This window comes from Streptomyces sp. NPDC056296 (genome assembly GCF_042268605.1).
Lineage (GTDB): Bacteria > Actinomycetota > Actinomycetes > Streptomycetales > Streptomycetaceae > Streptomyces.
On the sequence record NZ_JBHJRX010000004.1, the window covers coordinates 63,940 to 87,676 of the forward strand.

At 72.6% G+C, this 23,737-nt stretch carries 27 protein-coding genes; 20 read left to right on the top strand and 7 right to left on the bottom strand.

Annotated elements, in window-relative coordinates:
* The first annotated feature begins 66 nt into the window (after positions 1-66).
* From ACFCZF_RS04395 to ACFCZF_RS04440, 10 genes are all read left to right on the top strand, one after another.
* Entirely contained in the window at positions 67-474 is a 408-nt protein-coding gene (locus ACFCZF_RS04395) for a gas vesicle protein (RefSeq protein WP_376670354.1), read from the top strand.
* Positions 475-536: 62 nt separating this feature from the next.
* Positions 537-980 (top strand): gas vesicle structural protein GvpA, encoded by a 444-nt coding sequence (locus ACFCZF_RS04400; RefSeq protein ID WP_376670355.1) that lies wholly within the window; start codon positions 537-539, stop codon positions 978-980.
* Positions 977-1,750 (top strand): GvpL/GvpF family gas vesicle protein, encoded by a 774-nt coding sequence (locus tag ACFCZF_RS04405; RefSeq protein WP_376670356.1) that lies wholly within the window; start codon positions 977-979, stop codon positions 1,748-1,750. The genes ACFCZF_RS04400 and ACFCZF_RS04405 overlap by 4 nt, the downstream gene beginning before the upstream one ends.
* A 4-nt stretch (positions 1,751-1,754) precedes the next feature.
* Entirely contained in the window at positions 1,755-2,018 is a 264-nt protein-coding gene (locus tag ACFCZF_RS04410) for a gas vesicle protein GvpG (protein ID WP_375905191.1), read from the top strand.
* The gene (locus ACFCZF_RS04415) at positions 2,015-2,764 is read left to right on the top strand and encodes a DNA primase (protein WP_376670357.1); all 750 of its coding nucleotides are present in this window, start codon (positions 2,015-2,017) and stop codon (positions 2,762-2,764) included. Before ACFCZF_RS04410 ends, ACFCZF_RS04415 begins: the two co-directional genes overlap by 4 nt.
* Entirely contained in the window at positions 2,761-3,912 is a 1,152-nt protein-coding gene (locus ACFCZF_RS04420) for an SRPBCC family protein (protein ID WP_376670358.1), read from the top strand. Before ACFCZF_RS04415 ends, ACFCZF_RS04420 begins: the two co-directional genes overlap by 4 nt.
* Positions 3,909-4,235, top strand: a complete 327-nt coding sequence (locus ACFCZF_RS04425) for a gas vesicle protein (protein WP_217166327.1) — start codon at positions 3,909-3,911, stop codon at positions 4,233-4,235. Before ACFCZF_RS04420 ends, ACFCZF_RS04425 begins: the two co-directional genes overlap by 4 nt.
* Positions 4,232-5,041: a GvpL/GvpF family gas vesicle protein gene (locus ACFCZF_RS04430; RefSeq protein ID WP_376670359.1), complete on the top strand. Its 810-nt coding sequence runs from the start codon at positions 4,232-4,234 to the stop codon at positions 5,039-5,041. The genes ACFCZF_RS04425 and ACFCZF_RS04430 overlap by 4 nt, the downstream gene beginning before the upstream one ends.
* The gene (locus tag ACFCZF_RS04435) at positions 5,038-5,220 is read left to right on the top strand and encodes a gas vesicle protein (protein ID WP_121750043.1); all 183 of its coding nucleotides are present in this window, start codon (positions 5,038-5,040) and stop codon (positions 5,218-5,220) included. Before ACFCZF_RS04430 ends, ACFCZF_RS04435 begins: the two co-directional genes overlap by 4 nt.
* Positions 5,195-5,515 (top strand): gas vesicle protein K, encoded by a 321-nt coding sequence (locus tag ACFCZF_RS04440; protein ID WP_376670360.1) that lies wholly within the window; start codon positions 5,195-5,197, stop codon positions 5,513-5,515. The genes ACFCZF_RS04435 and ACFCZF_RS04440 overlap by 26 nt, the downstream gene beginning before the upstream one ends.
* 84 nt (positions 5,516-5,599) lie before the next feature.
* Here the strand turns inward: ACFCZF_RS04440 and ACFCZF_RS04445 are convergent, their stop codons facing one another.
* Positions 5,600-6,421, bottom strand: a complete 822-nt coding sequence (locus tag ACFCZF_RS04445; RefSeq protein ID WP_376670361.1) for a class I SAM-dependent methyltransferase — start codon at positions 6,419-6,421, stop codon at positions 5,600-5,602.
* Between the two features lie 89 nt (positions 6,422-6,510).
* Positions 6,511-8,016 carry a bifunctional phosphatase PAP2/diacylglycerol kinase family protein gene (locus ACFCZF_RS04450; protein WP_376670362.1) on the bottom strand — a complete coding sequence of 502 codons (1,506 nt, stop codon included), beginning with the start codon at positions 8,014-8,016 and terminating at the stop codon, positions 6,511-6,513.
* Between the two features lie 123 nt (positions 8,017-8,139).
* Here ACFCZF_RS04450 and ACFCZF_RS04455 point away from each other — a divergent pair, with 123 nt between their 5' ends.
* Entirely contained in the window at positions 8,140-9,759 is a 1,620-nt protein-coding gene (locus ACFCZF_RS04455; protein ID WP_376670363.1) for an ATP-binding cassette domain-containing protein, read from the top strand.
* Positions 9,760-9,806: 47 nt separating this feature from the next.
* Here ACFCZF_RS04455 and ACFCZF_RS04460 read toward each other — a convergent pair whose 3' ends face one another.
* Positions 9,807-10,928, bottom strand: a complete 1,122-nt coding sequence (locus ACFCZF_RS04460; RefSeq protein ID WP_376670364.1) for a Vms1/Ankzf1 family peptidyl-tRNA hydrolase — start codon at positions 10,926-10,928, stop codon at positions 9,807-9,809.
* Positions 10,929-10,987: 59 nt separating this feature from the next.
* On the opposite strand from ACFCZF_RS04460, the gene ACFCZF_RS04465 reads away from it, so the two are divergent.
* A complete protein-coding gene (locus ACFCZF_RS04465) occupies positions 10,988-11,269 on the top strand; it encodes a DUF6158 family protein (RefSeq protein WP_376670365.1) in 282 nt (93 codons plus the stop codon).
* A 128-nt stretch (positions 11,270-11,397) separates the two neighbouring features.
* On the opposite strand, the gene ACFCZF_RS04470 is transcribed toward ACFCZF_RS04465, so the two are convergent.
* Genes ACFCZF_RS04470 through ACFCZF_RS04480 form a run of 3 tightly spaced genes read right to left on the bottom strand, consistent with a single transcriptional unit; the run spans position 11,398 to position 12,845 of the window.
* Positions 11,398-11,940: a type 1 glutamine amidotransferase domain-containing protein gene (locus ACFCZF_RS04470; RefSeq protein ID WP_376670366.1), complete on the bottom strand. Its 543-nt coding sequence runs from the start codon at positions 11,938-11,940 to the stop codon at positions 11,398-11,400.
* Positions 11,941-11,971: 31 nt separating this feature from the next.
* Positions 11,972-12,415: a CBS domain-containing protein gene (locus ACFCZF_RS04475; RefSeq protein WP_375905166.1), complete on the bottom strand. Its 444-nt coding sequence runs from the start codon at positions 12,413-12,415 to the stop codon at positions 11,972-11,974.
* 22 nt (positions 12,416-12,437) lie between these two features.
* Positions 12,438-12,845: a DUF2795 domain-containing protein gene (locus ACFCZF_RS04480; RefSeq protein ID WP_375905164.1), complete on the bottom strand. Its 408-nt coding sequence runs from the start codon at positions 12,843-12,845 to the stop codon at positions 12,438-12,440.
* 202 nt (positions 12,846-13,047) lie between these two features.
* Here ACFCZF_RS04480 and ACFCZF_RS04485 point away from each other — a divergent pair, with 202 nt between their 5' ends.
* The 4 genes from ACFCZF_RS04485 (at position 13,048) to ACFCZF_RS04500 (ending at position 16,613) form a co-directional block, all read left to right on the top strand.
* A complete protein-coding gene (locus tag ACFCZF_RS04485; protein WP_376670367.1) occupies positions 13,048-13,188 on the top strand; it encodes a hypothetical protein in 141 nt (46 codons plus the stop codon).
* 69 nt (positions 13,189-13,257) lie between these two features.
* Positions 13,258-15,648: an ATP-binding cassette domain-containing protein gene (locus tag ACFCZF_RS04490; RefSeq protein ID WP_376670368.1), complete on the top strand. Its 2,391-nt coding sequence runs from the start codon at positions 13,258-13,260 to the stop codon at positions 15,646-15,648.
* Between the two features lie 60 nt (positions 15,649-15,708).
* Positions 15,709-16,191: a helix-turn-helix transcriptional regulator gene (locus tag ACFCZF_RS04495; RefSeq protein ID WP_376670369.1), complete on the top strand. Its 483-nt coding sequence runs from the start codon at positions 15,709-15,711 to the stop codon at positions 16,189-16,191.
* A gap of 5 nt (positions 16,192-16,196) precedes the next feature.
* A complete protein-coding gene (locus tag ACFCZF_RS04500; protein ID WP_121750054.1) occupies positions 16,197-16,613 on the top strand; it encodes a VOC family protein in 417 nt (138 codons plus the stop codon).
* Positions 16,614-16,628: 15 nt separating this feature from the next.
* Here the strand turns inward: ACFCZF_RS04500 and ACFCZF_RS04505 are convergent, their stop codons facing one another.
* Positions 16,629-18,422 carry a thiamine pyrophosphate-requiring protein gene (locus ACFCZF_RS04505; protein WP_375905149.1) on the bottom strand — a complete coding sequence of 598 codons (1,794 nt, stop codon included), beginning with the start codon at positions 18,420-18,422 and terminating at the stop codon, positions 16,629-16,631.
* 375 nt (positions 18,423-18,797) lie between these two features.
* Between ACFCZF_RS04505 and ACFCZF_RS04510 the strand changes: the two genes are divergently transcribed.
* The 4 genes from ACFCZF_RS04510 (at position 18,798) to ACFCZF_RS04525 (ending at position 23,719) form a co-directional block, all read left to right on the top strand.
* Positions 18,798-19,592 (top strand): RNA polymerase sigma factor SigF, encoded by a 795-nt coding sequence (locus tag ACFCZF_RS04510; protein ID WP_375905146.1) that lies wholly within the window; start codon positions 18,798-18,800, stop codon positions 19,590-19,592.
* A 252-nt stretch (positions 19,593-19,844) separates the two neighbouring features.
* Complete coding sequence (locus tag ACFCZF_RS04515; protein ID WP_376670370.1) at positions 19,845-20,726, top strand: hypothetical protein; 882 nt, start codon at positions 19,845-19,847, stop codon at positions 20,724-20,726.
* A 585-nt stretch (positions 20,727-21,311) separates the two neighbouring features.
* A complete protein-coding gene (locus tag ACFCZF_RS04520; RefSeq protein WP_376670371.1) occupies positions 21,312-22,541 on the top strand; it encodes an aminotransferase class I/II-fold pyridoxal phosphate-dependent enzyme in 1,230 nt (409 codons plus the stop codon).
* Entirely contained in the window at positions 22,427-23,719 is a 1,293-nt protein-coding gene (locus tag ACFCZF_RS04525; protein WP_376670372.1) for an MBL fold metallo-hydrolase, read from the top strand. The genes ACFCZF_RS04520 and ACFCZF_RS04525 overlap by 115 nt, the downstream gene beginning before the upstream one ends.
* Positions 23,720-23,737 lie beyond the last annotated feature (18 nt).

Consider the following 23,737-nt stretch of genomic DNA (forward strand, 5'->3'; position numbering starts at 1 on the left):
GGCACATGCACGCGCCCATGGAGGTTTGGCGAACACACTTGCGGCCACACGGGAGGGGAGGTGGCCATGTCGAACACGAACAACACGTCCGAATCACAAGGCTCACAACAGAGTTCACGCAGATCGCAAAAACCACAGAAGTCCCGAGACACACAGGACTCACAGGAATCACAAGATTCACAGGAGTCCCAGGAACCGCGTCGGCCCCGGCCGATGGAGGTGCTGCGCGAGGCGCGCGCCCAGCTCGCGGAGCTCACCGGAATGACCGCGGAGACCGTGTCGTCCTTCGAGCAGACGGAGGAGGGCTGGGCGCTGGAGGTCGAGGTTCTCGAGCTCGAGCGCGTGCCCGACACGATGAGCCTGATGGGCAGCTACCAGGTGGAACTGGACGCCGAGGGGCAGCTCACCGGTTACCGGCGAGTCAGGCGCTACGAGCGCGGTCGGTCCGACGCCCGCGGGTCAGGCGGCCGCTAGGCGGCCCGCCGCAGACCGACTCAACGCACTCACACCCGCGACAAGACGGAGGAACAGCAGGCATGACTGTAGTACCGGCACAACAGTCCGGCGGTGGAGGCGGCAGCAGCGGCCTCTACGACGTGCTTGAGCTTGTTCTGGACAGGGGGCTCGTCATCGACGCATTCGTCCGCGTCTCCCTGGTCGGCATCGAGATCCTGAAGATCGACGTACGCATCGTCGTCGCGAGCGTCGACACCTATCTGCGCTTCGCCGAGGCGTGCAACCGGCTCGACCTGGAGGCCGGTCCGCGCAAGGACCCGGGCCTGCCCGACCTGGTCGGGAAGATGACCGAGTCCGGCGCCAAGGGCAAGTCCAAGGGGGCGCTGTCCGGCGCCGCCGAGACCATCTCCGACGCGTTCCAGCAGGCCCGCGACGATGACGGCTCCGAGCGCGAGCGTGAGACCGCGTCTCGTCCGCGTGCCCGCAAGGCCGCGCCCTCGCGCCGGAAGGAGGAGCAGGAGTGAGTACGTACGTCTACGGCATCACCGCCGGCTCCCACCCCTCGCTCCCCGAGGGGCTGACCGGCGTCGGCGAACCACCGCGCGAGGTGCGCATCCTCGGGGCGGGCGACCTGGCGGCCGTCGTCAGCGACGCGCCCGAGGGGTTGCGCCCCAAGCGCAGGGAGCTGCTCGCCCACCAGAACGTGCTCAGCGAGGCGGGCGCGGGCGGCTGTGTGCTGCCCATGCGGTTCGGCAGCGTGGCCCCGGACGACAGTGCGGTCACCGGCGTGCTCGCCGAGCGGGCCGAGCACTACAAGGAACGCCTCGGGGCGCTGGACGGCCGGGTGGAGTACAACGTCAAGGCCAACCACGTCGAAGAGGCCGTGCTGCACCACGTGATGGCCGACAACCCGGAGATCCGGGCCCTGGCCGAGTCCAACCGGCAGTCGGGCGGCGGCAGCTACGAGAGCAAGATCCAGCTCGGTGAGATGGTCGCGGCCGCGATCCAGGGCAAGGAGGCCGAGGACGCGGTCGTGCTGGAGCGCGCCCTGGAACCGGTCGCCGACGCCGTGAGCGTGGGCCCCGAGTCCACCGGGTGGCTGGCCAACGTCTCGTTCCTGGTGAAGCAGGACTCGGCCGAGGAGTTCCTCGCCGCCGTGGAGCGGGCGCGCGGGGACATGCCGCACCTGGAGGTACGCGTGAACGGTCCCCTGCCGCCGTACAGCTTCGTCGAGCCCGGCCCGGCCGAGCCGGCGGGCACCGCGGCCGGCGGGGCGGACGCCGGAGTGGGGTGACGGGATGGGACTGATCTCGGAGGTTCTGCTGCTGCCGCTCGCACCGGTGCGCGGCGCCGGCTGGGCCATCAGACAGGTACTGAGCGAGGCTGAGCGTATCTACTACGACCCGGCCACGATCAGGGCCGAACTAGCCCGTCTGGAGGAGCAGTTGGAGGCCGGCGAGATCACCGAGGAGGAGTTCGACCGACAGGAGGACGAGCTTCTGGACCGGCTGGAGATCGCTACGCGCACGAGCGCGGGATTGGGCAACGGGACGGCACCATGAATCGAGTGGGAATGGGCCTCGCGGTAGGGGCCGGATATCTGCTGGGACGTACGAAGAAACTGAAACTCGCCGTCGCCGTGGGCACCATGGTGGCCGGCAAGAAGATGAACCTGACGCCGAAGGGCATCGCCGAGCTCGTCTCCTCCCAGCTGCAGAACAACCCGCAGTTCAAGGAGATAGGGGACCAGCTGCGCACCGACCTTCGGGGCGTGGGCAAGGCGGCCTCGGGCGCCATGGTCGAGCGGCAGATCGACGCGCTCGCCGACCGGCTGCACGGTCGCACCGCCCAGGTGCGCGACCAGCTCTCCGGCGTGGCGTCCCAGGCACCCGGCGTCGGCTCCGACGACTCCCGCGACTCCGAGGCCTCGGAGGACTCGGAGGACTCGGAGGACCGCGCGGAGCACGACGACGACCGCGACGACGACCGCGACGACGACCGCGACGACGACCGCTACGAGGACGAGCCGGCGGACGAGCAGCCCGACGAAGAGCACGAGGAGGAGCCCGAGCGGCGGCGCGAGCCGCGGCGCGAGCGGGCGGCGAAGAAGGCACCGCCCGAGCCGCGCAAGGCGGCCAGGAAGGCACCCGCGCCCGCGAAGAAGGCGGCAGCCAAGGCACCCGCGAAGAAGGCCGCGGCGAAGCGGGCGCAGCCCGCCAAGAAGACGGCCGGCAAGAAGACGGCCGGCGCCAGGAGCGCCGCCCGCGGTGCCGGGGGCCGGCAGTCGAAGGGTGGTGGTGAGCGATGAGCGACACGCTCGGTTCCGCGGCGTCCACGGCGGGCAAGGCCGCGAAGAAGAACCCGATCGCCGATGTGGCCCAGAGCGAGGCGGCCGACCGCCTCAAGGCGGAGGTGCAGGAGTACCTCGCCGCCCAGGTCACGCGGCTGCTGACCGGCGTCGGCACCAAGCTCGGCGAGACCACCGGCAAGCTGAACGACATCGCCGAGGGCAACAGCCCCGGATTCGGCAAGCTCGCACTCGACGGCGGACGCAAGCTCGCCGAGGGCAAGGGCCCGATGCGGGCAGCGTTCGAGGTCGGCGCCGGCAAGGTGAAGGACAACGTGGTCGGCGCCTTCAAGAACCTCACCGGTGGCAAGGGCCGAAAGAAGGGCGGCGGCGGCCAGAAGCCGACCGTCATCATCGAGTACGTCGACGTCGGCGTCCCGCTGCGCACGGCCTACGACCAGTGGACCCAGTACCAGGACTTCAGCACGTTCGCCAAGGGCGTCAAGAGCGCCAACCGCGCCGACGACACCTCGTCCGACTGGCAGCTGAAGGTCTTCTGGTCCAATCGCAGCTGGAAGGCGAAGACCACCGAGCAGGTGCCGGACGACCGGATCTCCTGGACCTCGGAGGGAGCCAAGGGCACCACCAAGGGTGTCGTCAGCTTCCACCAGCTCGCCGACAACCTCACCCGCGTGATCCTCGTCATCGAGTACTACCCCAAGGGCCTGTTCGAGAAGACCGGCAACATCTGGCGCGCCCAGGGCCGCCGGGCCCGCCTCGACCTGAAGAACTACGTCCGCCACATCACCCTCAAGGGCGAGGCGGACGACGGCTGGCGCGGCGAGATCCGCGACGGCGAGGTCGTCCGCAGCCACGAGGACGCCCTCGCGGAGGAAGAGGAGCAGGAACAGGAGCAGGGACAGGAGCCCGAGGAGGAAGGGGCCGACGAGGGCGAAGAGGAGCCCGAGGGCGAGGAGGAAGCGTCGTACGCCGAGGAGGAGGGCGAAGCGGACGCCGGGGAGGAGTACGAGGAAGAGCCCGAGGGCGAGACCGAGGAGCAGTACGAAGAGGAGCCCGAGGGCGAGTACGAGGAGGACAAGGAGGCCGGCGAGGACGAGTACGCGTCCCGTGACGAGTACGAGGACGCCGACAGCGGGAGCCGTCGATGACCACACCCAGCCGGCTGCCCGATCCCTATGGCCAGGGACAGAGCGCCAATCTCGCCGACATCCTGGAGCGGGTGCTCGACAAGGGAGTCGTCATCGCGGGCGACATCAAGATCAACCTGCTCGACATAGAGCTGCTGACCATCAAGCTGCGGCTTGTCGTCGCGTCCGTCGACAAGGCCAGGGAAATGGGCATCGACTGGTGGGAGAGCGACCCCGCGCTCTCCTCGCGCGCCCGGCGCGACGAACTGACCCGGGAGAACGCCGAGCTGCGTGAACGCCTGCGCGAGCTGGACCCGGGCCGCGTACCGAGGGAGGCACCGTGACGGGACTGCGGTACGTCTACGCCGTCTGCCGCCCCTTCGGCGCGGCTCTCCAGTCCCAGCTGGCCGGGGTGGCGGGGGATCCGCCCCGGCTGCTGGCCCACCGCGACCTGGTCGCCGTGGTCAGCCATGTGCCGGAGGGCGACTTCTCCGAGGAAGCGCTGCGCGCCCACCTGGAGGATCTCGACTGGCTCGCCGGGACCGCCCGGGCCCACCAGCAGGTCATCGACGCCCTCACCGCCGTCACCACCCCGCTGCCGCTCCGGCTGGCCACCGTCTTCCGGGACGACAGCGGCGTACGCGTGATGATGGAGGAGCGCGAGGAGGGCTTCCGGCGCACGCTCGACCGGCTGGACGGGCGCGTGGAATGGGGCGTCAAGGTGTACGTCGAGGCGGAGCCCGAACAGGCCGCCGGGCCGGTTCAGCCCGCGCCGAAGCCCGCCTCCGGCCGGGACTACCTGCGGCAGCGGCGCAAGCAGACACGGGCCAACGACGACCTGTGGAGCAGAGCCGAGGAGTTCGCGACCCGGCTGCACGGGACGCTGTCCTCCGGGGCCGACGACGCGCGGCTGCACGCGCCACAGAATCCCAGCCTTTCCGGTGCCGCCGGACGGAACGTTCTCAACGCCGCCTATTTGGTACGGCGCGACGTGTCCGAGGAATTCGTGGAAATGGTGGACCGGACGAAGGACGACGCCCCCGGAATTCGCGTGGAACTCACGGGACCGTGGGCGGCCTATTCCTTCGCGGGTGAAGACTCCGGTGAACGAGGGACCGTCGACGAGGAAAGCACGGGGGAGGGATCATGACCGTCGTCGAACGCCGTGAGATCGCCCTCGTCGACCTGCTCGACCGGCTGCTGGCCGGGGGAGTCGTCATCACCGGTGACGTCACGCTGCGCATCGCGGACGTCGACCTGGTCCGCATCGACCTGAACGCGCTGATCAGCTCGGTCAACCACAATGTCCCGTCGCCGTTCGGGGATTGACGTGAGTGAACACCCTGAGCCCCGAAAGCGCCTCGACCTCGACCCCGACACGGTCGAGCGCGACCTGATCAAACTGGTGCTGACCGTCGTCGAGCTGCTGCGCCAGCTCATGGAGCGCCAGGCACTGCGCCGCGTCGACGAGGGCGACCTGAGCGAGGACCAGGAGGAGCGGATCGGGCTCACCCTGATGCTCCTCGACGACCGCATGACCGAACTGCGCGACCGCTACGGCCTGCGGCCCGAGGACCTGAACCTGGACCTCGGGCCGCTGGGACCGCTACTGCCCCGGGAGTGAACCTCCCGGGGCGGCAGCCTCCGTACTCGCGGGCCAGCAACCCCAGCAACCCCAGCAGCCCCAGCAGCCATGGTCAGGCGCCCGTCAGGCTTCCTTTCGGCACAGGATCTCCCCGTGCAGGACGCTGAACCAGCTCTCCGGCCGCTCGCCCCACTCCCGCCAGGCGGCCGAGACGGCCCGCAGCTGCTCGGTCGACGCATGGCCGCCCTCGGTGGCGCGTTCGGCGTACGCGGACGCCAGGGTGCGGTCCGCCCACAGGCCGCTCCACCACCGGCGCTCCTCGGCTGTGGCGAAGGTCCAGGTGGCGGAGGTCGCCGTGATGTCCGTGAACCCCGCCTGGAGCGCCCAGGCCTTCAGCCGGCGTCCGGCGTCCGGCTCGCCGCCGTTGGCGCGGGCCACCCGGTGGTACAGGTCCAGCCAGTCGTCCATGCCCGGGGACGCGGGGTACCAGGTCATGGCGCCGTAGTCCGAGTCGCGGACGGCGATGATCCCGTTCGGCCTCGCCACCCGCCTCATCTCGCGCAGGGCCCGCACCGGGTCGCCCACGTGCTGGAGGACCTGGTGGGCGTGGACGACGCAGAACGTGTCGTCCGGGTAGTCCAGCGCGTGCACGTCCGCGACCGCGTAGTCGGTGTTGGCGAGCCCGCGTTCGGCTGCCGTGGCCCGGGCCCGCTCGACGATCTCCGGCGCCCGGTCCACGCCGGTGACGTGTCCGTCCGGGACCAGTTCCGCCAGGTCCGCGGTGATGGTGCCCGGACCGCAGCCGATGTCCAGGATCCGCATGTGCGGCTTGAGCGAGCCGAGCAGGTAGGCGGCGGAGTTGGCGGCGGTGCGCCAGGTGTGCGAGCGGAGCACGGACTCGTGGTGTCCGTGCGTGTATACGGCGGTCTCCTGCGGCTTCGGCATGGTGGGTCCCCTCTCCCGACGATGCGATCACCGTACGCGCACCGGTCGAATGGTGAGACCCATGTTTTATGATGTGGACTGACGAGCCGTCAGGAGAGGAGCCCGTCACCGGGCAGCGGGCGGTACACCGTGAGCGCCTCGGGCAGCTTCTCGAGCGTCAGGTCGCCCTCGGTCTCCGTCAGTTCGCCGTCGAAGGCCATCAGCGTGCCCGGCGCGACCCCGGACAGGCGCAGCCGGCTCACCTGCACCGCCGCGTGGGCGGGGGAGCGGGTCAGCGGACCGGCCAGGGCCGCGGACAGCAGCCGCAGGGCCGGCCGACGGCCACCGTGCACCACCCGCACGTCCAGCTGCCCGTCCGCCAGGTCGAGGCGGCGGCCGGAGGCGATGCCCCTGCGGTGGTACGTGCCGTTGCCCGCGAACAGCATCCACAGCGGGCGCCGGCGGCCCCGGACCTCGGCCTCCAGCGGGTGCCGGTCGGCGCGCAGCACCCGCACGGCCGCGACCACCCCGGCCGGCCAGCCGCCGATCCGGGGCGACCAGCGCTCCCGCTCACGCACCAGTTCCGGGTACACGCCGAGGCTGAAGGTGTTCAGGAAAACGCCGCGCTGCCCGCCGGAGGCGAACCGGCCCACGTCCACGCGCACGCCCTCGCCCCGCTCCAGCGCCCGGCACAGATCCCGTACGTCCTCCACGCCGAGGTCGTAGGCGAAGTGGTTGAGCGTGCCGCCGGGCAGCACCGCGAGCGGCAGTCCGCGGCGGACCGCGATCTCCGCCGCGGCGTTCACGGTGCCGTCGCCGCCGCACACCCCGAGCACCCGGGCGTGTTCCGCCGCCTTCTCCAGCTCGGCCCGGATGTCCTCCGGCTCGCATTCCACCACCTCCGCGTCGGGCAGCGCGTCGCACAGCGCCCGCACCCGGTCCGAGGTGCCCGAGCCGATGTTGGCCACCATGACGAGGCCCTCGCCCCCGGGCAGCGCCGGGACCTCGGCACGCGGCCGGGCCGGCGGGGTGAGCTGGGCGCGTGTCGGCACCATGCCCCGTACGGCGAACGCGGCCCCCGCCCCGAGCGCCGCACCGGCCAGCACGTCGCTCGGGTAGTGGACGCCGGTGTAGACCCGGGAGAGGGCGACCGCGGCGGCCACCGGGGCCACCGCCGCTCCCCACGCCGGGGACTCCAGCGCGACGCCGGTCGCGAAGGCGGCGGCCGACGCGGCGTGCCCCGACGGGAAGGACGTCGTGATCGGCTGCCGCTTCAGCTGCCGCACCAGCGGCACCGCGTCCAGTACGGGACGGGGGCGGCGGACCGAGCGCTTGCCGAGGGTGTTGATCGCCAGCGAGGCCAGGCTCAGCGAGGCCAGGCCCCGGGCGGCCGCGCGACGGGCCCTCGGGGTGCGGGTCGCGGCCAGCGCGGCGCCCGCCGCGAACCACAACACGCCGTGGTTGGCGCTACGGCTCAGCCGGGGCAGCAGCGGGTCGGCGCCGGGCCAGGTACGGGCGGCGACGGCCTCGAACACACGCTGGTCCAGCCGCAGGAAACCGTTGCGGACCGGGTGCGGGCCGGGCGTCGGGGCGGTGAGGTCTACGTCGGGGCTCATGCCTCCCGCCTACCCTGCGGAACGCGTTTCCTGCGGGTGGCGCGCCCCACGTACCGCAGCCGCGGCCGCGGCGGGTGAAAACGGTTTGCCCCGGGCGTGCCCGGAGCCGCAGAATCCGGTCCCATGGGTCATCTCGAAGCCGCGCACCTGGAGTACTACCTCCCCGACGGGAGGGCGCTCCTCGGCGACGCCTCCTTCCGGGTGGGGGAGGGGGCCGTCGTGGCCCTCGTCGGACCCAACGGGGCGGGCAAGACCACCTTGCTCCGCCTGCTGTCCGGGGAGCTGAAACCGCACGGCGGCACGGTCACCGTCGGCGGCGGCCTCGGGGTGATGCGGCAGTTCGTGGGCTCCGTCCGGGACGAGACGACCGTACGGGACCTGCTGGTGTCCGTGGCGTCGCCGCGCATCCGCGAGGCGGCGCGCGCGGTCGACGCCGCCGAGCACGGGATCCTGACCGTCGACGACGAGGCCGCCCAGATGCGCTACGCGCAGGCGCTCGCCGACTGGGCCGAGGCGCAGGGGTACGAGGCCGAGACCCTGTGGGACATCTGCACCACGGCCGCGCTGGGGGTGCCGTACGACAAGGCCCAGTGGCGGCAGGTGAGCACGCTGTCCGGCGGTGAGCAGAAGCGGCTGGTGCTGGAGGCACTGCTGCGCGGCACCGACGAGGTGCTGCTGCTCGACGAGCCGGACAACTACCTCGACGTGCCCGGCAAGCGCTGGCTGGAGGAGCGGCTGAAGGAGACCCGCAAGACGGTGCTCTTCGTCTCCCACGACCGGGAACTGCTCGCCCGCGCCGCCCAGAAGATCGTCTCCCTGGAGCCCGGCCCCGCGGGCGCCGACGCCTGGGTGCACGGCGGCGGCTTCGCCACCTTCCACGACGCCCGGCGCGAGCGCTTCGCCCGCTTCGAGGAACTGCGCCGCCGCTGGGACGAGAAGCACGCCCAGCTGAAGAAACTGGTGCTGACGCTGCGTCAGGCCGCCGCGATCAGCCACGACATGGCCTCCCGCTACGCCGCCGCCCAGACCAGGCTGCGCAAGTTCGAGGAGGCCGGGCCGCCGCCCGAGCCGCCGCGCGAGCAGGACATCCGCATGCGCCTGAAGGGCGGCCGCACCGGCGTCCGTGCCGTCACCTGCGAGCAGCTGGAACTCACCGGCCTGATGAAACCCTTCGACCTGGAGGTCTTCTACGGCGAACGGGTCGCCGTCCTCGGCTCCAACGGCTCCGGCAAGTCGCACTTCCTGCGGCTGCTCGCCGGCGACGACGTGGCCCACACCGGGAACTGGAAGCTCGGGGCGCGCGTGGTGCCCGGACACTTCGCGCAGACCCACGCCCACCCGGAGCTGCTGGGCCGCACCCTCCTGGACATCCTGTGGACCGAGCACGCCCAGGACCGGGGCGCCGCCATGTCGAGGCTGCGCCGCTACGAGCTGACCCAGCAGGCCGAGCAGACCTTCGACCGGCTCTCCGGCGGCCAGCAGGCCCGCTTCCAGATCCTCCTGCTGGAACTCCAGGGCGTCACCGCCCTGCTGCTCGACGAGCCGACCGACAACCTCGACCTGGAATCGGCGGAAGCCCTCCAGGAGGGCCTGGAGGGCTTCGAGGGCACGGTCCTCGCGGTCACCCACGACCGCTGGTTCGCCCGCTCCTTCGACCGGTACTTGGTCTTCGGCAGCGACGGGCGCGTCCGCGAGACGCCGGAGCCGGTCTGGGACGAACGGCGGGTCGAGCGGGCCCGCTGACGGCTGTCGCGCGGGCCTGCTCACGGCTCACGCGGCTCACACGGAGGTCACTTCCAGCGCAGCAGCGCCCCCAGGCCGCCCACCGGCGCCTTCTGCGCCGCCTCGGACGGCAGGGCCGGCGTCACGGAGATCGCGGGGGCGCCGGTCATCACCGCCGAGCGCAGCAGGGCGTCGTCCGCACGGGCCGACCAGGAGTTCTGCTCGCCGAGCGTCTTCAGCTCCGTGCGGCGCACCGCCAGCTGGTCGGCGTCCTCGCCGATCCACACCTCGCGGTGGGTGTCGGGGGCGTCCGGGATGACCAGCAGCTCGTCGATACGGTGCTCCCGGGCGGCCTCGACCAGCGCGGGCACGCCCTCCGCGGCGCCGGCCCGGCCCTCGTCGTCCGGCGTGCGGGCGGCCAGGAACCGGTCCAGATCCTCCCGCGCACGCGAGCGCACATGGTCGTCCCGCAGCCCCTCCACCTCGTCGTCCAGCAGCCTGCTGCCGGCGCCGCGCGAGGCCTCGGCGATCCGGTCCTGCAGCCGTTTGGGAAGCCGCTCGTGCACGGACCGCCGCTCCCGGTCGTCACCCACCAGGATCAGCAGATCGGCGCCCGTCTCCTCCTGGCACACGGCGAGCGCGTCCGCGATCTCCGCCGCGTTGTGCTCCCAGGTGTTCTCCACCCGCAGCTGGAAGTGGCGCTCCGACCAGTCGACGCTGCTCGTGCGGTGCACCGGCCACTGCCGGCCGGTCACCCCGCCCGCGTCCGAGCTGCCCAGCGCGCTGCGCAGCTCGAAGTCGGCGCCCTTGCGGTCGACGTACGCCACTACGCACACCGGGTCCTCGCCGGCCAGGTCCAGCAGCGGTGCGACGTGCGGCAGCGGGGCCCAGTCGGCGGTGGTCCCGCCGTACGGGGGCCGGGCCAGCGGCGGATCGAGGACCACCCGCCCGGCGCTCGCGAACAGGGCCCGCCCGTGCGGGTCGGTGGCGTGGCGCAGTTCCTCCACCGCCTCCTTCACGGCCCGGCAGGTCGCGTCGTCCGCGCCCTGTTCCGCCAGCTCCCGGGCCACCGCGGCGGCCGTCAGCTCACGTTCGTGGGGGGTGTCCTCCGTGTGCCGGGAGAGATCGACGTAGACGGAGGCCCAGGGCCCCTGATGTTCGTAGAGGGGATGCAGAAACGCGAGATCCATGGCTCCCTCCCGGGTGCCGCTCGGGGGTGGTAGTGCTCCGGGGCGGGTACCCGGACCGCATGAACGAACACGACACGCGTGACGACACCACGACCGGCGGCGTGGACCCGGGCCGCCTGGACGACCAGCAGCTCATGAAGGAGCTGGAGACCATCCACCGCACGCGCCACGACACCCTGCTGTACGGGTCGAACGACGCGCTGCGGGCTCACAACGACCGGATGGCGCAGCTGGAGGGCGAGTGGCTGCGCCGCAACCCCCGGCGCCCGGTCGCCGCGGGCCGCACCCGCGAGGGTGCCCGGGAACGGGGCTGCGGGGAGGGCACCGCCCCGGGCGGCTGACCGGGCCGCCCGGAGACACGGGGGCGCCGCCGCCCGGACCTGCGGGGGCCCGGCCCTCCGGCGCGATCGGGACGCACCGGCGGGCCGGGCCCGGCGTGAGGCTCTCGCCCCGCGGCTCAGCCGCCCGTTCAGCCGCCCGCTTTCGCGAACTCCGCGAGGAACGTCTCGCAGAACGCCTTGAGGTCGTCCGGCTTGCGGCTGGTGATCAGCACATTGTTGCCGTGGTCGCAGACCTTCACCTGCTCGTCGACCCAGGTGGCTCCGGCGTTGCGCAGGTCGGTCCGCAGACTGGGCCACGAGGTCACGACCCGGCCGCGTACGACGTCGGCCTCGACGAGCGTCCACGGCGCGTGGCAGATCGCGGCCACCGGCCGGCCCTGCTCGAAGAAGTCCCTGACGAACGCCACGGCCTTCTCGTCCATCCGCAGGAAGTCCGGATTGGCCACGCCGCCGGGCAGGACCAGCCCGCCGAACGAGTCGGCCGACGTGTCGCCCACCGTCTCGTCCACCGGGAACGTGTCCGCCTTGTCGAGGTGGTCGAAGCCCTGGATCTCACCGGACTGCGTGGAGACGAGCACGGGCTCGTGGCCCGCGTCCTTCGCCGCCTGCCACGGCTCGGTCAGCTCGACCTGCTCCACGCCCTCGGGCGCGGTCAGAAATGCGATGCGCATGTGGTTCGGATTCCTTTCCTGGCATGTGTCGTCAGCCGCCGTCCCGGGCGTCCGGTTCCGCGCGGCTGATGTCGGCGAGCGCCGATGAGGGATCCCGGGCCTCGGCCAGATCGCCGAGGCTCACCATCCCGACCGGCAGCCCGTCCTCCACGACCGGCAGCCGGCGTACGGCGTGCTCACGCATCAGCGCGACCACGTCCGCGACCGGGTCGTCCGGGGAGACCGTCAGCGGGTCGTGGGTGCAGACCGCCCGGACGCCCACTCCCATCGGGTCGAGGCCCTCGGCCACCGCCCGCACCGCGATGTCACGGTCGGTGAGCAGACCCACGACGTCCTGCCCGTCCGCGACCACCACGTCGCCGATGTTCTGCGTGCGCATCAGCTGCGCCGCCTCGACGAGGGAGGAGTCCGGACGGACGGCGGTCACGCCCGGGGTCATGACGTCCCTCACGTACTCGGCCGTGTGCTCGGCCATAGGGGTTCGCCCCTTCCGGCGCCTACGCGCTCCGCGTCCCGGTGGGTCCGGACCCGCCGCTCTCGGTCAGGGCCACCGCCAGTTCCTGGACGTTGTCGTAGCGCGCCTTGTGCGGCAGCCGCTCCAGTCCCTCGACGAGGGCGTCGGGCGCGTGGCCGCGGCGCAGCGCCCGGGTCAGTTCCCGCGGGCTCGCGGGGAAGGTGCCCCGGGTCAGGTTCCGGGCCAGTTCGAGCCGGAGGGCTTCCAGATACGTCGGTCCACGGCCCGGTGTCACCGGTCCGTAGGTGACGTCCGGGTCGTCCTCGGCAGCCGGTTCCGGGTCGTGCCACTCCTCGGTGCGGGTGGGGTGCCCGGACCTGAGCAGACCCTGCAGTTCGTGCTTCATCTCGTCGTCGCGGTGGACGCTCATCCGGTCACTGCCTCGCTGCATGTCTCCCTCCAGATCCTTCAGGGGGTGCCGACCGCGTACCCGGACACCGGGGGCCGACACGGATTCACCCGGACGGGTCCCATCCGATTTCCCGGGCACGCTGCGTGCCTCCGCGTGCACCGCGGGTTTGCCCGGCGCGCCCGGGGAACCCGGCTCCCGCCACCACCCCCCACGCCCACCCCTTTATCGGGAAGGACGGATCATGGCGGTGCTGTTCGCTGTGTTCATTCCGGTCCTCATGCTCGGCGTGGTGCTGGCCCTCGGCCGCTACGAGGAACTCCTGCTGCCCGACGCCGCGCGGCCGTCCGACGACGCCGACGCGTCCGCGCGAACGGATCAGTAATCGAGAAGCGAGGCCCGCCGTGCTCCGTCTAGCGTGTCCCTGCTGACCCGCTCGACAGAGGAGACACCGATGAGCAGCGCCAGGAGAACGGACCAGCAGGCGGCCGCGCCGCATGCCGCGGACAGCCACGACCTGATCCGTGTGCACGGTGCCCGCGAGAACAATCTCAAGGACGTCAGCATCGAGATCCCCAAGCGTCGGCTGACGGTGTTCACCGGCGTCTCCGGCTCGGGCAAGAGCTCACTGGTGTTCAACACGATCGCCGCCGAGTCGCAGCGGCTGATCAACGAGACCTACAGCGCCTTCGTGCAGGGCTTCATGCCGACGCTGGCCCGGCCCGAGGTCGACGTCCTCGACGGCCTGACCACCGCGATCATCGTGGACCAGCAGCGGATGGGCGCCGACCCCCGCTCCACGGTCGGCACCGCCACCGACGCCAACGCGATGCTGCGCATCCTCTTCAGCCGGCTCGGGGACCCGCACATCGGACCGCCCAGCGCGTACTCCTTCAACACCGCCTCCGTCCGGGCGAGCGGCGCGATCACCGTCGAGCGCGGCAACAAGAAGGCCGTCAAGGCGACCTACGAGCGCACCGGCGGCATGTGCACCCACTGCGAGGGCCGGGGCAAGGTCTCCGACATCGACCTCTCCCAGCTCTACGACGACTCCAAATCGCTCGCCGAGGGTGCGTTCACGATCCCCGGCTGGAAGTCGGACAGTCAGTGGACCGTGCAGGTCTACGCCCAGTCCGGCTTCGTGGACCCGGACAAGCCGATCCGCGAGTACACCGAGAAGGAGCTGCGGGACTTCCTCTACGGCGAGCCGGTCAAGGTGAAGGTCAGCGGCGTCAACCTCACCTACGAGGGACTGATCCCGAAGATCCAGAAGTCGTTCCTGTCCAAGGACAAGGAGGCGATGCAGCCGCACATCCGGGCGTTCGTGGAGCGGGCCGTCACCTTCACCACCTGCCCGGAGTGCGACGGCACCCGGCTCAGCGAGGGCGCCCGGTCGTCGAGGATCGGGAAGATCAGCATCGCCGACGCCTGTGCGATGGAGATCCGCGACCTGGCCGAGTGGGTCCGCGGTCTCGACGACCCGTCGGTGGCGCCGCTGCTCACCGCGTTGCGGGACACCCTCGACTCGTTCGTGGAGATCGGCCTCGGCTATCTCTCGCTCGACCGGCCGGCGGGCACCCTGTCGGGCGGCGAGGCGCAGCGCGTCAAGATGATCCGCCATCTCGGCTCGTCCCTCACCGACACCACGTACGTCTTCGACGAGCCCACCATCGGCCTGCACCCGCACGACATCCAGCGCATGAACGACCTGCTGCTGCGGCTGCGGGACAAGGGCAACACGGTGCTGGTCGTCGAGCACAAACCGGAGACGATTGCGATCGCCGACCACGTCGTCGACCTCGGCCCCGGCGCCGGCACGGCGGGCGGCACCGTCTGCTACGAGGGCACCGTGGAGGGACTGCGGGCCGGCGACACCGTCACCGGCCGCCACCTCGACGACCGGTCGACCCTCAAGGAGACGGTCCGCGAGCCCACCGGGACGCTGGAGATCCGCGGCGCCACGACGCACAACCTCCAGGGCGTCGACGTCGACGTCCCGCTCGGCGTGCTCTGCGTGGTCACCGGCGTGGCGGGCTCCGGCAAGAGCTCGCTGATCCACGGCTCGGTCCCGGCCGGCGCCGACGTCGTATCGGTCGACCAGAGCCCCATCAAGGGCTCCCGGCGGAGCAACCCGGCCACGTACACCGGACTGCTCGACCCGATCCGCAAGGCCTTCGCCAAGGCCAACGGCGTCAAGCCCGCCCTGTTCAGCGCCAACTCCGAGGGCGCCTGCCCCACCTGCAACGGCGCCGGTGTCATCTACACCGACCTGGCGATGATGGCGGGCGTCGCCACGCCCTGCGAGGACTGCGAGGGCAAGCGGTTCCAGCCCTCGGTGCTGGAGTACCGCCTCGGTGGCCGCGACATCAGCGAGGTCCTTGCCATGTCGGTGGCGCAGGCGGAGGAGTTCTTCGGCACCGGCGAGGCCCGCACCCCCGCCGCGCACAAGATCCTCGACCGGCTCGCCGACGTCGGGCTCGGCTACCTCACCCTCGGCCAGCCGCTCACCACGCTGTCCGGCGGCGAGCGGCAGCGGCTCAAGCTGGCCACCCACATGGGCGACAAGGGCGGCGTCTACGTACTCGACGAGCCCACCACCGGTCTGCACCTCGCCGACGTCGAGCAACTGCTGGGCCTGCTCGACCGCCTCGTCGACGCCGGCAAGTCGGTCATCGTCATCGAGCACCACCAGGCGGTCATGGCGCACGCCGACTGGATCATCGACCTCGGCCCCGGCGCCGGCCACGACGGCGGCCGGATCGTCTTCGAGGGCACCCCCACCGACCTCGTCGCCGACCGCTCCACCCTCACCGGCGAGCACCTCGCGGCGTACGTCGGCGCCTGAGCGCGAACGCTCCCACGGCGCCGGTACCGGGAGCCCCCGGCGTCGTGGGATCGTGGTGGGGTGACGACCTTGGAGGACCTGGTCCGGCTGCGCCGGGCCCGCGACCTGATGGACCGCGAGTACGCCGAGCCGCTCGACGTGCCGGCGCTGGCGCGCGTCGCCCTCATGTCGGCGGGCCACTTCTCCCGCAGCTTCCGCGCCGCCTACGGGGAGACGCCGTACAACTACCTGATGACGCGCCGGATCGAGCGGGCCAAGGCCCTGCTGCGACGCGGCGACCTGACGGTGACGGAGGTCTGCTTCGAGGTCGGCTGTACCTCGCTGGGGTCCTTCAGCTCGCGGTTCACCGAACTGGTCGGCGAGAGCCCGAGCGCGTACCGGGCCCGCGACCACGCCGACGGCGCCGCCATCCCGGCCTGCGTCGCCAAGATCTACACGCGACCGGTCCGGAACGGAGAACCGGCCCGGAACGGAGAACCGGTCCGGAACGGAGAACCGGTCAGGAACGGAGAAGCGAAGCCCGCGACCCCGCCCGTAGCGTGAAGCGCATGGACATCAACCTCTCGCAGTGCTTCATCGCCGTCGACGACCACGACAAGGCGCTCGCCTTCTACCGCGACGTACTCGGACTGGAGGTCCGCAACGACGTCGGGTTCGAGGGAATGCGCTGGGTGACCGTCGGCTCTCCGGCCCAGCCCGGCGTGGACATCGTCCTCGAACCCCCGCTCGCGGACCCGAACGCCTCGGCCGCCGACAAGGAGGCCATGGCCGAACTGCTGGCGAAGGGCCTGCTGCGCGGCGTCATCTTCACCACCGAGGACGTCGACGCCACCTTCGAACGCGTCCGGGCCGCGGGCGCCGAGGTCCTCCAGGAGCCGGTCGACCAGCCCTACGGCGTCCGCGACTGCGCCTTCCGCGACCCCTCCGGCAACATGCTGCGCTTCAACCAGCCGCGCAAGGGGTGACCGCCGCTATGGCGGTCACCCCTTCTCCCGCCCCGGCAGAAACTCCTGCACCTTCGCCTTGAACCCCTGCTTGACCATGGACCCCCGGTCCGCGTCGCCCTTCAGGATCGAGGCGGCCGTCGCCTCCATCTGCTCCCAGGTGGCGTGCGGCGGGATCGGGGGCACGGCGGGGTCGGTGAGAAACTCGAGCACCGCCGGGCCGTCCGCCGCGAGGCCCGCCCGCCAGGCCGCCTCCACCTCGTCCGGCTTCTCCACCCGGATCCCGGTCAGGCCCAGTGAGCGGGCGAAGTCGGCGTAGCGCACGTCCGGGAGCGACTGCGAGGGCAGGAAGGACGGCGCGCCCTCCATGGCCCGCATCTCCCAGGTGACCTGATTGAGGTCCCGGTTGTTCCAGACGGCCACGATCAGCCGCGGGTCCTCCCACAGGTCGCGGTACTTCGCCGCCGTGATCATCTCCGCCAGCCCGTTCATCTGCATCGCACCGTCCCCGACCAGGGCGATCACGGGCCGGTCCGGGTGGGCGAACTTCGCGCCGATCGCGTACGGCACGCCGCAGCCCATGGTGGCCAGCGTGCCGGACAGCGAGCCGCGCATGCCGGGCCGCATGGTCAGGTGCCGGGCGTACCAGTTCGCCGTCGAACCCGAGTCGGAGGTGACGATCGCGTCGTCGGGCAGCATCGGGTCCAGGGCGGCGGCCACGTACTCCGGGTTGATCGGGTCGGCCTCCAGCCCGGCCCGCCGCTCCATGACCCCGCGCCAACGCGTCACGTTGTCGCACACCGTGTCGTACCACTCGCGCCCGCGGCCGCCCTCGATCAGCGGGATCAGCCGGTCCAGGGTGGCCTTCGCGTCGCCGACGAGGTTCACCTCGTACGGATAGCGCATCCCGATCATGTGCGGGTCGATGTCGATCTGCACGCCCCGCGCCTTGCCGAACTCCGGCAGGAACTGCGAGTACGGGAACGAGGACCCGATGGTCAGCAGGGTGTCGCAGTCCCGCATCAGCTCGTACGAGGGGCGCGTGCCGAGCAGACCGATCGAGCCGGTGACGTACGGCAGTTCGTCGCCGATCACGTCCTTGCCGAGCAGCGCCTTGGCCACGCCCGCGCCCAGCATCTCCGCGAGCGTCTCCACCTGCTGCCGGGCCCCGGCCGCGCCCTGGCCGACCAGGATCGCGACTTTGTCACCGGAGTTGAGCACCTCGGCCGCCCGCCGCACGGACTCGTCGGACGGGACCGCCGTCCAGGAGCCCCGGTCCAGACTGGAGGGCACCATCTTGAACTCGTGCGTGGGCGGCGAGTAGTCCAGCTCCTGCACGTCACCGGGGATGATGACCGCCGTCGGACAGCGACGCGCGTACGCGGTGCGGATCGCCCGGTCCAGCACGTTCGGCAGCTGCTCCGGGACCGTCACCGTCTCCACGAACTCGGAGGCGACGTCCTTGTACAGAGTGTGCAGGTCCACCTCCTGCTGGTAGGAGCCGCCCATCGCGGTCCGGTGGGTCTGCCCGACGATCGCCAGCACCGGAACGTGGTCGAGCTTGGCGTCGTACAGCCCGTTGAGCAGATGGATCGCGCCGGGCCCCGAGGTCGCCGCGCACACGCCCAGACGGCCGCTGAACTTGGCGTACCCGACCGCCTGGAACGCGGACATCTCCTCGTGCCGGGACTGCACGAACCTCGGCCGGTCGTCGGCCCGGCCCCAGGCGGCGAGCAGGCCGTTGATCCCGTCGCCCGGGTAGCCGAAGACCTGCTCGACACCCCACTCGCGCAGTCGCTGCAGGACGTGGTCGGACACCTTTGTGCTCATGTAACGGACCTCCCGGACCGATGGGTGTGATGCCGGCGGAAGCGGTACGGGTGACCGCGGGCGCGCGCCGAAAACATCGGGGAGACATCCGGGTGTTTGCCATGGGGGCCAGGGGGCAGGCGCAAATTCAGTGCTTCGGACAGGAGGCACGTCCGTGGGAGCGGCGTGACGCCGCCACGGATGCGTCCGTCCGGGCCGGACGCCCTCCCACGGTGACCGCCCGACCCCAAGGGCCGTGTCGTCGTACCGGTGCCGCCCGCTTCCGCGCGCCGGAGGTTCTACGAACCCCGGGCGCCGTCTGCGTCGGCCGCGCCGACCGAGCCGCCGCCCGGCGCGACGACAGGACCCCGCGCTCCGAGGGAGTTGCGACGCACCATGCCGATCCACGCCAGCGTGAAGCACCCGCACGACGACGCCCCCGACACCGCCGACGCCTTCCGCCGACTCACCACCCTTCCCGACGGCCCGGAACGCGACGCGGTCCGCGACCGGATCGTCGAGGCCTGGCTCCCCATGGCCGAACGGCTCGCGGGACGGTTCCGCAGCCGCGGCGAGAGCTACGAGGACCTGCGGCAGGTCGCGGCCCTCGGCCTGGTCAAGGCCGTCGACCGGTACGACCCCGAGCGCGGCAACGCCTTCGAGAGCTACGCCGTGCCGACGATCACCGGCGAGATCAAGCGCCACTTCCGCGACCACATGTGGACCCTGCACGTGCCGCGCCGGGTCCAGGACCTGCGCAACCGCGTGCGCTTCGCCGGCCAGGACCTGTCCCAGACCATCTCCGGGCGCAGGCCCACCGTCGCTGAGATCGCCGAGCACGCCGACCTGAGCGAGGAGGACGTCCGGGTCGGCCTGGAGGCCCTGGAGAGCTTCACGGCCCTGTCCCTCGACGCGGAGCTGCCGGGCAGCGAGGACGGCTACTCACTCGGCGACGCCCTCGGCGCCTCCGACCCCGCCCTCGACACCGTCGTGGACCGCGAGGCCGTCAAGGACCGGCTCGCCGCCCTGCCCGAGCGGGAACGCGCCATCCTCTACATGCGCTTCTTCGACGACATGACCCAGAGCCGCATCGCCGAACAGCTCGGCATCTCCCAGATGCACGTCTCCCGCCTGATCAGCCGGTGCTGCGACCGGGTGCGGGAACAGGTACTCCGGGACCCGGCGGCCTGAGCGCGGGGCCGGCTCCCCGCGCTCCTTCCACGGCGCCGCGGTTTCCGTCACGGCCGCGGGTGGTCGGTTGCGGGTGGGTCGGCCGCGGGTGGGTCGGCTGCGGTTGGGTCCAAACCTTGATCTCACCCGCTCGGGGGTCCCGTTCCCGCGAACGGCGCACGGTGGCGCGCGGACCCCTGGCGGGCGGGCTGTGATGGCCGAGGGGGCGCGAGTGCCGTGCCCCCGCAGCCGTCGCTCGAAGGAGCCCACCCCATGCGCCGCACCGCCCGCGCCCTGTCCGCCGCCGTCCTGGCCAGTGCCGCCCTCGGCGTCCTGGCGGGGCCCGTCTCGGCCGATCCCGGCGTTCCTCAGCCGCCCGTCGGCGCCGGTGAGCCCGCCGCGGAGGTCAGCCCGGCCGGAGTCACCCCGGGCGGCAGCGTCACCGTCTCCGTTGCCTGCGCCTCGACCGGCGGATCCGCGCCGGCCACCCTCGACGCCACCTCACCGGCCCTCGACGAGGGCACCGTCGCGCTGCGCAAGGTGGAGGGCGACGGCGGGGCGACGTCCGGAACCGCCTACCGGGGCACCGCGCGCATAGCCGCCGCCGAGGACCTCGAGAGCGACCCGGCGGCGGAGGGCGCCGAGGACGCGTGGACCGTCGACGGCGCCTGCCCCGAGGAGTCCGGCGGCGAGGGCGACCCCTGGAGCGCGACGATGACCGGGCCGGAGGAGGCGACCGGGCCGGAGGAAGCGATCGGGCCGGAGGAGGCGACCGGACCGGACGCGATGACTGTGCCGGGAGAGGGGGGCGGAGTCGTCGCACCGCCGTGCCCCGAGCCCACACACTCCACCCAGCACGGCGAGCAGTGCGGCGGAACCAAGCCGGTGTGTCCGGAAGCGACCGCCCCGCGCGGCGAGACCGCCGCGCGGGGCACGTCCTGCACGACGAAGCCGCCCTGCCCCGAGCCCGTCGCACAGGGCAAGCCCTGCGGCGGCGCGACCGTGGAGCACGGGGTGCGGGCCGGCGCGGGCGGGTCCTTCACCGACTCGACGCCCGCCCTGGTCGCCGGTGGCGTCCTGATCGTGGGCGCGTTCGGCGCGGCGGCGCATCGGCTGCGGCTCCGCCTGCGCGGGGACGCCGAGCAGCACCGCTGACCACCGCCGCCGGTCCGCAGACGATCCGCGACCGGGGCCACAGCCATGGCCGGGCGGCACGGTGGGTACTTGGAGCAACGACCGAGGAAAAGAGCACCGGGCCGGGCGGCGACGGGACACGGCACCACGGACTGCGCGGAGGCACGCATGCGGCGGACGGACTCCGAAGGCCATGACTCAGGAGGGCAGGACTCAGGAGGGCCGGAATCCGGAGGGCGTGGTTCCGGGGGGCGTGACTCCGGAGGGCGTGACTCCGAGGTGCATGGTTCCGGAGGGCGTGAATCCGGAGAGCGTGGCTCCGAGGGACATGACTCCGGAGGGCGTGACTCCAAGGGGCACGAGCCCGTAGGGCGCGAGTCGGTAGGGCGGGAGTCGGTAGGGCGGGAGTCGGTAGGGCGGGAGTCGGTAGGGCGGGAGTCGGTAGGGCGCGAGTCGGTAGGGCGGGAGCCGGTAGGGCGGGAGCCGGTAGGGCGCGAGTCGGTAGGGCGCGATTCGGTAGGGCGGGAGCCGGCAGGGCGGGAGCCGGCAGGGCGGGAGTCGCCAGGGCACGACCGCGCAGGGCACGACCGCGCAGGGCACGAGCCCGTGGGGCACGGTCCCGTCCGCTACGGTCCGCATCTCCCCGACGACGGACTGCCCGTGCTGCCCGAGCTGTCCGCCGTCCTCGCCGCCGCCGCAGGCCGCGGTCACGACGAACCCCCCGGCGGCGCCCCGCCCCTCCTGAACGCCGCCTGCGGCTACTGGGAACGGCGCGGCCTGCCCACCGAGCCCGGCCACGTGGCCGCCGCCCCCGGAGCCAACGCCCTGCTGCTCGCGCTGACCGCCGCGCTCGGCGGCGACGTCCTGGTGCCCCGCCCCTGCGCCGCCTGGTGGGCACCGTACGCGCGGCTGCTGGGCAGACCCGTCTTCCACGTGCCGACCCCGGCCGAGTCCGGCGGCGTCCCCGACCCGTACGCCCTCCTGGAAACCGTCCGCCGGGTCCGCGCCGAGGGCGGCGACCCCCGCCTGCTCGTGCTGTCCGTCGCCGACGACCCCACCGGAACCGTCGCGCCGCCCGAACTGCTGCACGAGACCGTCGAGGCCGCCACCGGCGAGGGACTGCACCTGGTCAGTGACGAGACCTGGCGGGACACCCTGCACGACCCGCACGCCACCGTGCTGCTCAGCCCCGCCGAGATGCTGCCCGAACGGGTCACCGTCGTCACCGACCTGGCCGGCGCGCTGCTGCCGCCGGGCTGGCCGGCCGCCGTCGCCCGCTTCCCCGCGTCCGCCGCCGGGGACGGCCTGCACGCGCGTGTGCTCGACGTGCTCACCGCGCTCGGCGCCAAGGTCGCCGCGCCCGTCGCCGCCGCGGCCGGGTACGCGCTCGCCGAACCCGAGCCGGTCACCGCGCGCCGGTCGGCCGCCGTACGCCTGCACGCGAGCGTGGCCGCCGCCGTACACGCCGCCGTCGTCGCCGCGGGTGCCACCGCCCGGCCCCCGCAGGCCGGCCGCCACCTCTACGCCGACCTCGGCCCGCTGCGCGACGCGCTCGGCGCTCAGGGCGTCGGCGACGCCCAGGAACTGGAGGACTTCCTCACCGCCCGGCTCGGCATGCCCGCCCCCGGCGGCCACCGCTTCGGCGACGACCTCGCGGCTCTGCGCGTGCGGCTCGCCACCGGCCCGCTGCTCGACGGCGGCACCGACGAGCAGCGCGCGGAATGCCTCACGTCCCCCGACCCGTTGGAACTGCCACACGTGCAACGCGCGTTGATCGGGCTGAAGTCGGTCTTCGACGATCTCCGCGACGCTCAGCGATGGGAGCCTCCTCGATGACGCAGCAGCCCCGGTCGACCACGAGCACGCCCACACCCACGGCTACGCCCACCAAGGACACCGACGAGCCACCGTCCTCGCCCTCCTCGGCCCCCTCGCCCTCCTCGGCCCCCTCGCCCTCCTCGGCCCCCTCGCCCTCCTCGGCCCCCTCGCCCTCCTCGGCCCCCTCGCCCTCCTTGCCCTCCTTGCCCTCCTCGGCCCCCTCGTCCCCGCCGCTCGCCGAACCCCGGCCGATGGCCGAACATCGGGTGTGGCCGCGGACCTTCCACGACCGGCTGACCGCGCCGCTCCCCGGCCTGAAGGCCTTCGCCAGATTCGCCCGCGAGGGCGCGGTGAGACCCGGTCCCGAGGGGCTCGCCGACATCCCCCGGCTGCCCTACGCCCCCGGCCCGCTGCCCCGCGTGGACGCGCGCACCGTCGCCGTCACCTGGGCGGGACACGCCAGCTGGGTGGTGCGCATCGGCGGGCTCACCGTCCTCACCGACCCGGTCTGGTCCCGCCGCATCCTCGGCACCCCGGCCCGCGTCACCCCCGTCGGCGTCCCCTGGAGCGCCCTGCCCCACGTCGACGCGGTCGTCATCAGCCACAACCACTACGACCACCTGGACGCCCCGACCCTGCGCAGACTCCCGCGGGACACCCCCGTCTTCGCCCCGGCCGGGCTCGGCCGCTGGTTCCACCGCCGCCGCTTCACCCGCGTCACCGAGCTGGACTGGTGGGAGGCCGCGAAACTGGACGGCGTCCGCTTCGACTTCGTACCGGCCCACCACTGGTCCAAGCGCACCCTCACCGACACCTGCCGCACCCTGTGGGGCGGCTGGGTCCTCACCGACCCCGACGGCCGGCGCGTGTACTTCGCCGGTGACACCGGGTACGGCCACTGGTTCACCCGCATCGGCCGCCGCTACCCCGGCATCGACCTCGCCCTGCTCCCCATCGGCGCCTACGACCCCCGCTGGTGGCTGAGCGACGTGCACTGCGACCCGGAGGAGGCAGTGCGGGCCGCCCAGGACCTGGGCGCCCGCCGGATGGCGCCGATGCACTGGGGCACGTTCGTCCTGTCCGCGGAACCCGTACTGGAACCGCTCACCCGCGTACGCGCCGCCTGGCAGCGCGCGGGCCTGCCCCGGGAGCACCTGTGGGATCTCCCGGTCGGCGGTTCCCGCGTGCTGGAGTGAACGAGGCCGGCCGCCCGG

Bases quoted from the DNA above. Each gene is read 5' to 3' on its own strand.
- ACFCZF_RS04455 (WP_376670363.1), top strand. From the start codon at position 8,140: ATGGGTCATCTCGAAGCCGCGCACCTGGAGTACTACCTCCCCGACGGG.
- ACFCZF_RS04480 (WP_375905164.1), bottom strand. From the start codon at position 12,845: ATGCAGCGAGGCAGTGACCGGATGAGCGTCCACCGCGACGACGAGATG.
- ACFCZF_RS04470 (WP_376670366.1), bottom strand. From the start codon at position 11,940: ATGCGCATCGCATTTCTGACCGCGCCCGAGGGCGTGGAGCAGGTCGAG.
- ACFCZF_RS04460 (WP_376670364.1), bottom strand. From the start codon at position 10,928: ATGGATCTCGCGTTTCTGCATCCCCTCTACGAACATCAGGGGCCCTGG.
- ACFCZF_RS04425 (WP_217166327.1), top strand. From the start codon at position 3,909: ATGACCACACCCAGCCGGCTGCCCGATCCCTATGGCCAGGGACAGAGC.
- ACFCZF_RS04500 (WP_121750054.1), top strand. From the start codon at position 16,197: ATGGACATCAACCTCTCGCAGTGCTTCATCGCCGTCGACGACCACGAC.
- ACFCZF_RS04415 (WP_376670357.1), top strand. From the start codon at position 2,015: ATGAATCGAGTGGGAATGGGCCTCGCGGTAGGGGCCGGATATCTGCTG.
- ACFCZF_RS04410 (WP_375905191.1), top strand. From the start codon at position 1,755: ATGGGACTGATCTCGGAGGTTCTGCTGCTGCCGCTCGCACCGGTGCGC.
- ACFCZF_RS04395 (WP_376670354.1), top strand. From the start codon at position 67: ATGTCGAACACGAACAACACGTCCGAATCACAAGGCTCACAACAGAGT.
- ACFCZF_RS04440 (WP_376670360.1), top strand. From the start codon at position 5,195: ATGTCCCGTCGCCGTTCGGGGATTGACGTGAGTGAACACCCTGAGCCC.
- ACFCZF_RS04485 (WP_376670367.1), top strand. From the start codon at position 13,048: ATGGCGGTGCTGTTCGCTGTGTTCATTCCGGTCCTCATGCTCGGCGTG.
- ACFCZF_RS04475 (WP_375905166.1), bottom strand. From the start codon at position 12,415: ATGGCCGAGCACACGGCCGAGTACGTGAGGGACGTCATGACCCCGGGC.
- ACFCZF_RS04435 (WP_121750043.1), top strand. From the start codon at position 5,038: ATGACCGTCGTCGAACGCCGTGAGATCGCCCTCGTCGACCTGCTCGAC.
- ACFCZF_RS04465 (WP_376670365.1), top strand. From the start codon at position 10,988: ATGAACGAACACGACACGCGTGACGACACCACGACCGGCGGCGTGGAC.
- ACFCZF_RS04400 (WP_376670355.1), top strand. From the start codon at position 537: ATGACTGTAGTACCGGCACAACAGTCCGGCGGTGGAGGCGGCAGCAGC.
- ACFCZF_RS04510 (WP_375905146.1), top strand. From the start codon at position 18,798: ATGCCGATCCACGCCAGCGTGAAGCACCCGCACGACGACGCCCCCGAC.
- ACFCZF_RS04525 (WP_376670372.1), top strand. From the start codon at position 22,427: ATGCCTCACGTCCCCCGACCCGTTGGAACTGCCACACGTGCAACGCGC.
- ACFCZF_RS04490 (WP_376670368.1), top strand. From the start codon at position 13,258: ATGAGCAGCGCCAGGAGAACGGACCAGCAGGCGGCCGCGCCGCATGCC.
- ACFCZF_RS04445 (WP_376670361.1), bottom strand. From the start codon at position 6,421: ATGCCGAAGCCGCAGGAGACCGCCGTATACACGCACGGACACCACGAG.
- ACFCZF_RS04515 (WP_376670370.1), top strand. From the start codon at position 19,845: ATGCGCCGCACCGCCCGCGCCCTGTCCGCCGCCGTCCTGGCCAGTGCC.
- ACFCZF_RS04420 (WP_376670358.1), top strand. From the start codon at position 2,761: ATGAGCGACACGCTCGGTTCCGCGGCGTCCACGGCGGGCAAGGCCGCG.
- ACFCZF_RS04505 (WP_375905149.1), bottom strand. From the start codon at position 18,422: ATGAGCACAAAGGTGTCCGACCACGTCCTGCAGCGACTGCGCGAGTGG.
- ACFCZF_RS04450 (WP_376670362.1), bottom strand. From the start codon at position 8,016: ATGAGCCCCGACGTAGACCTCACCGCCCCGACGCCCGGCCCGCACCCG.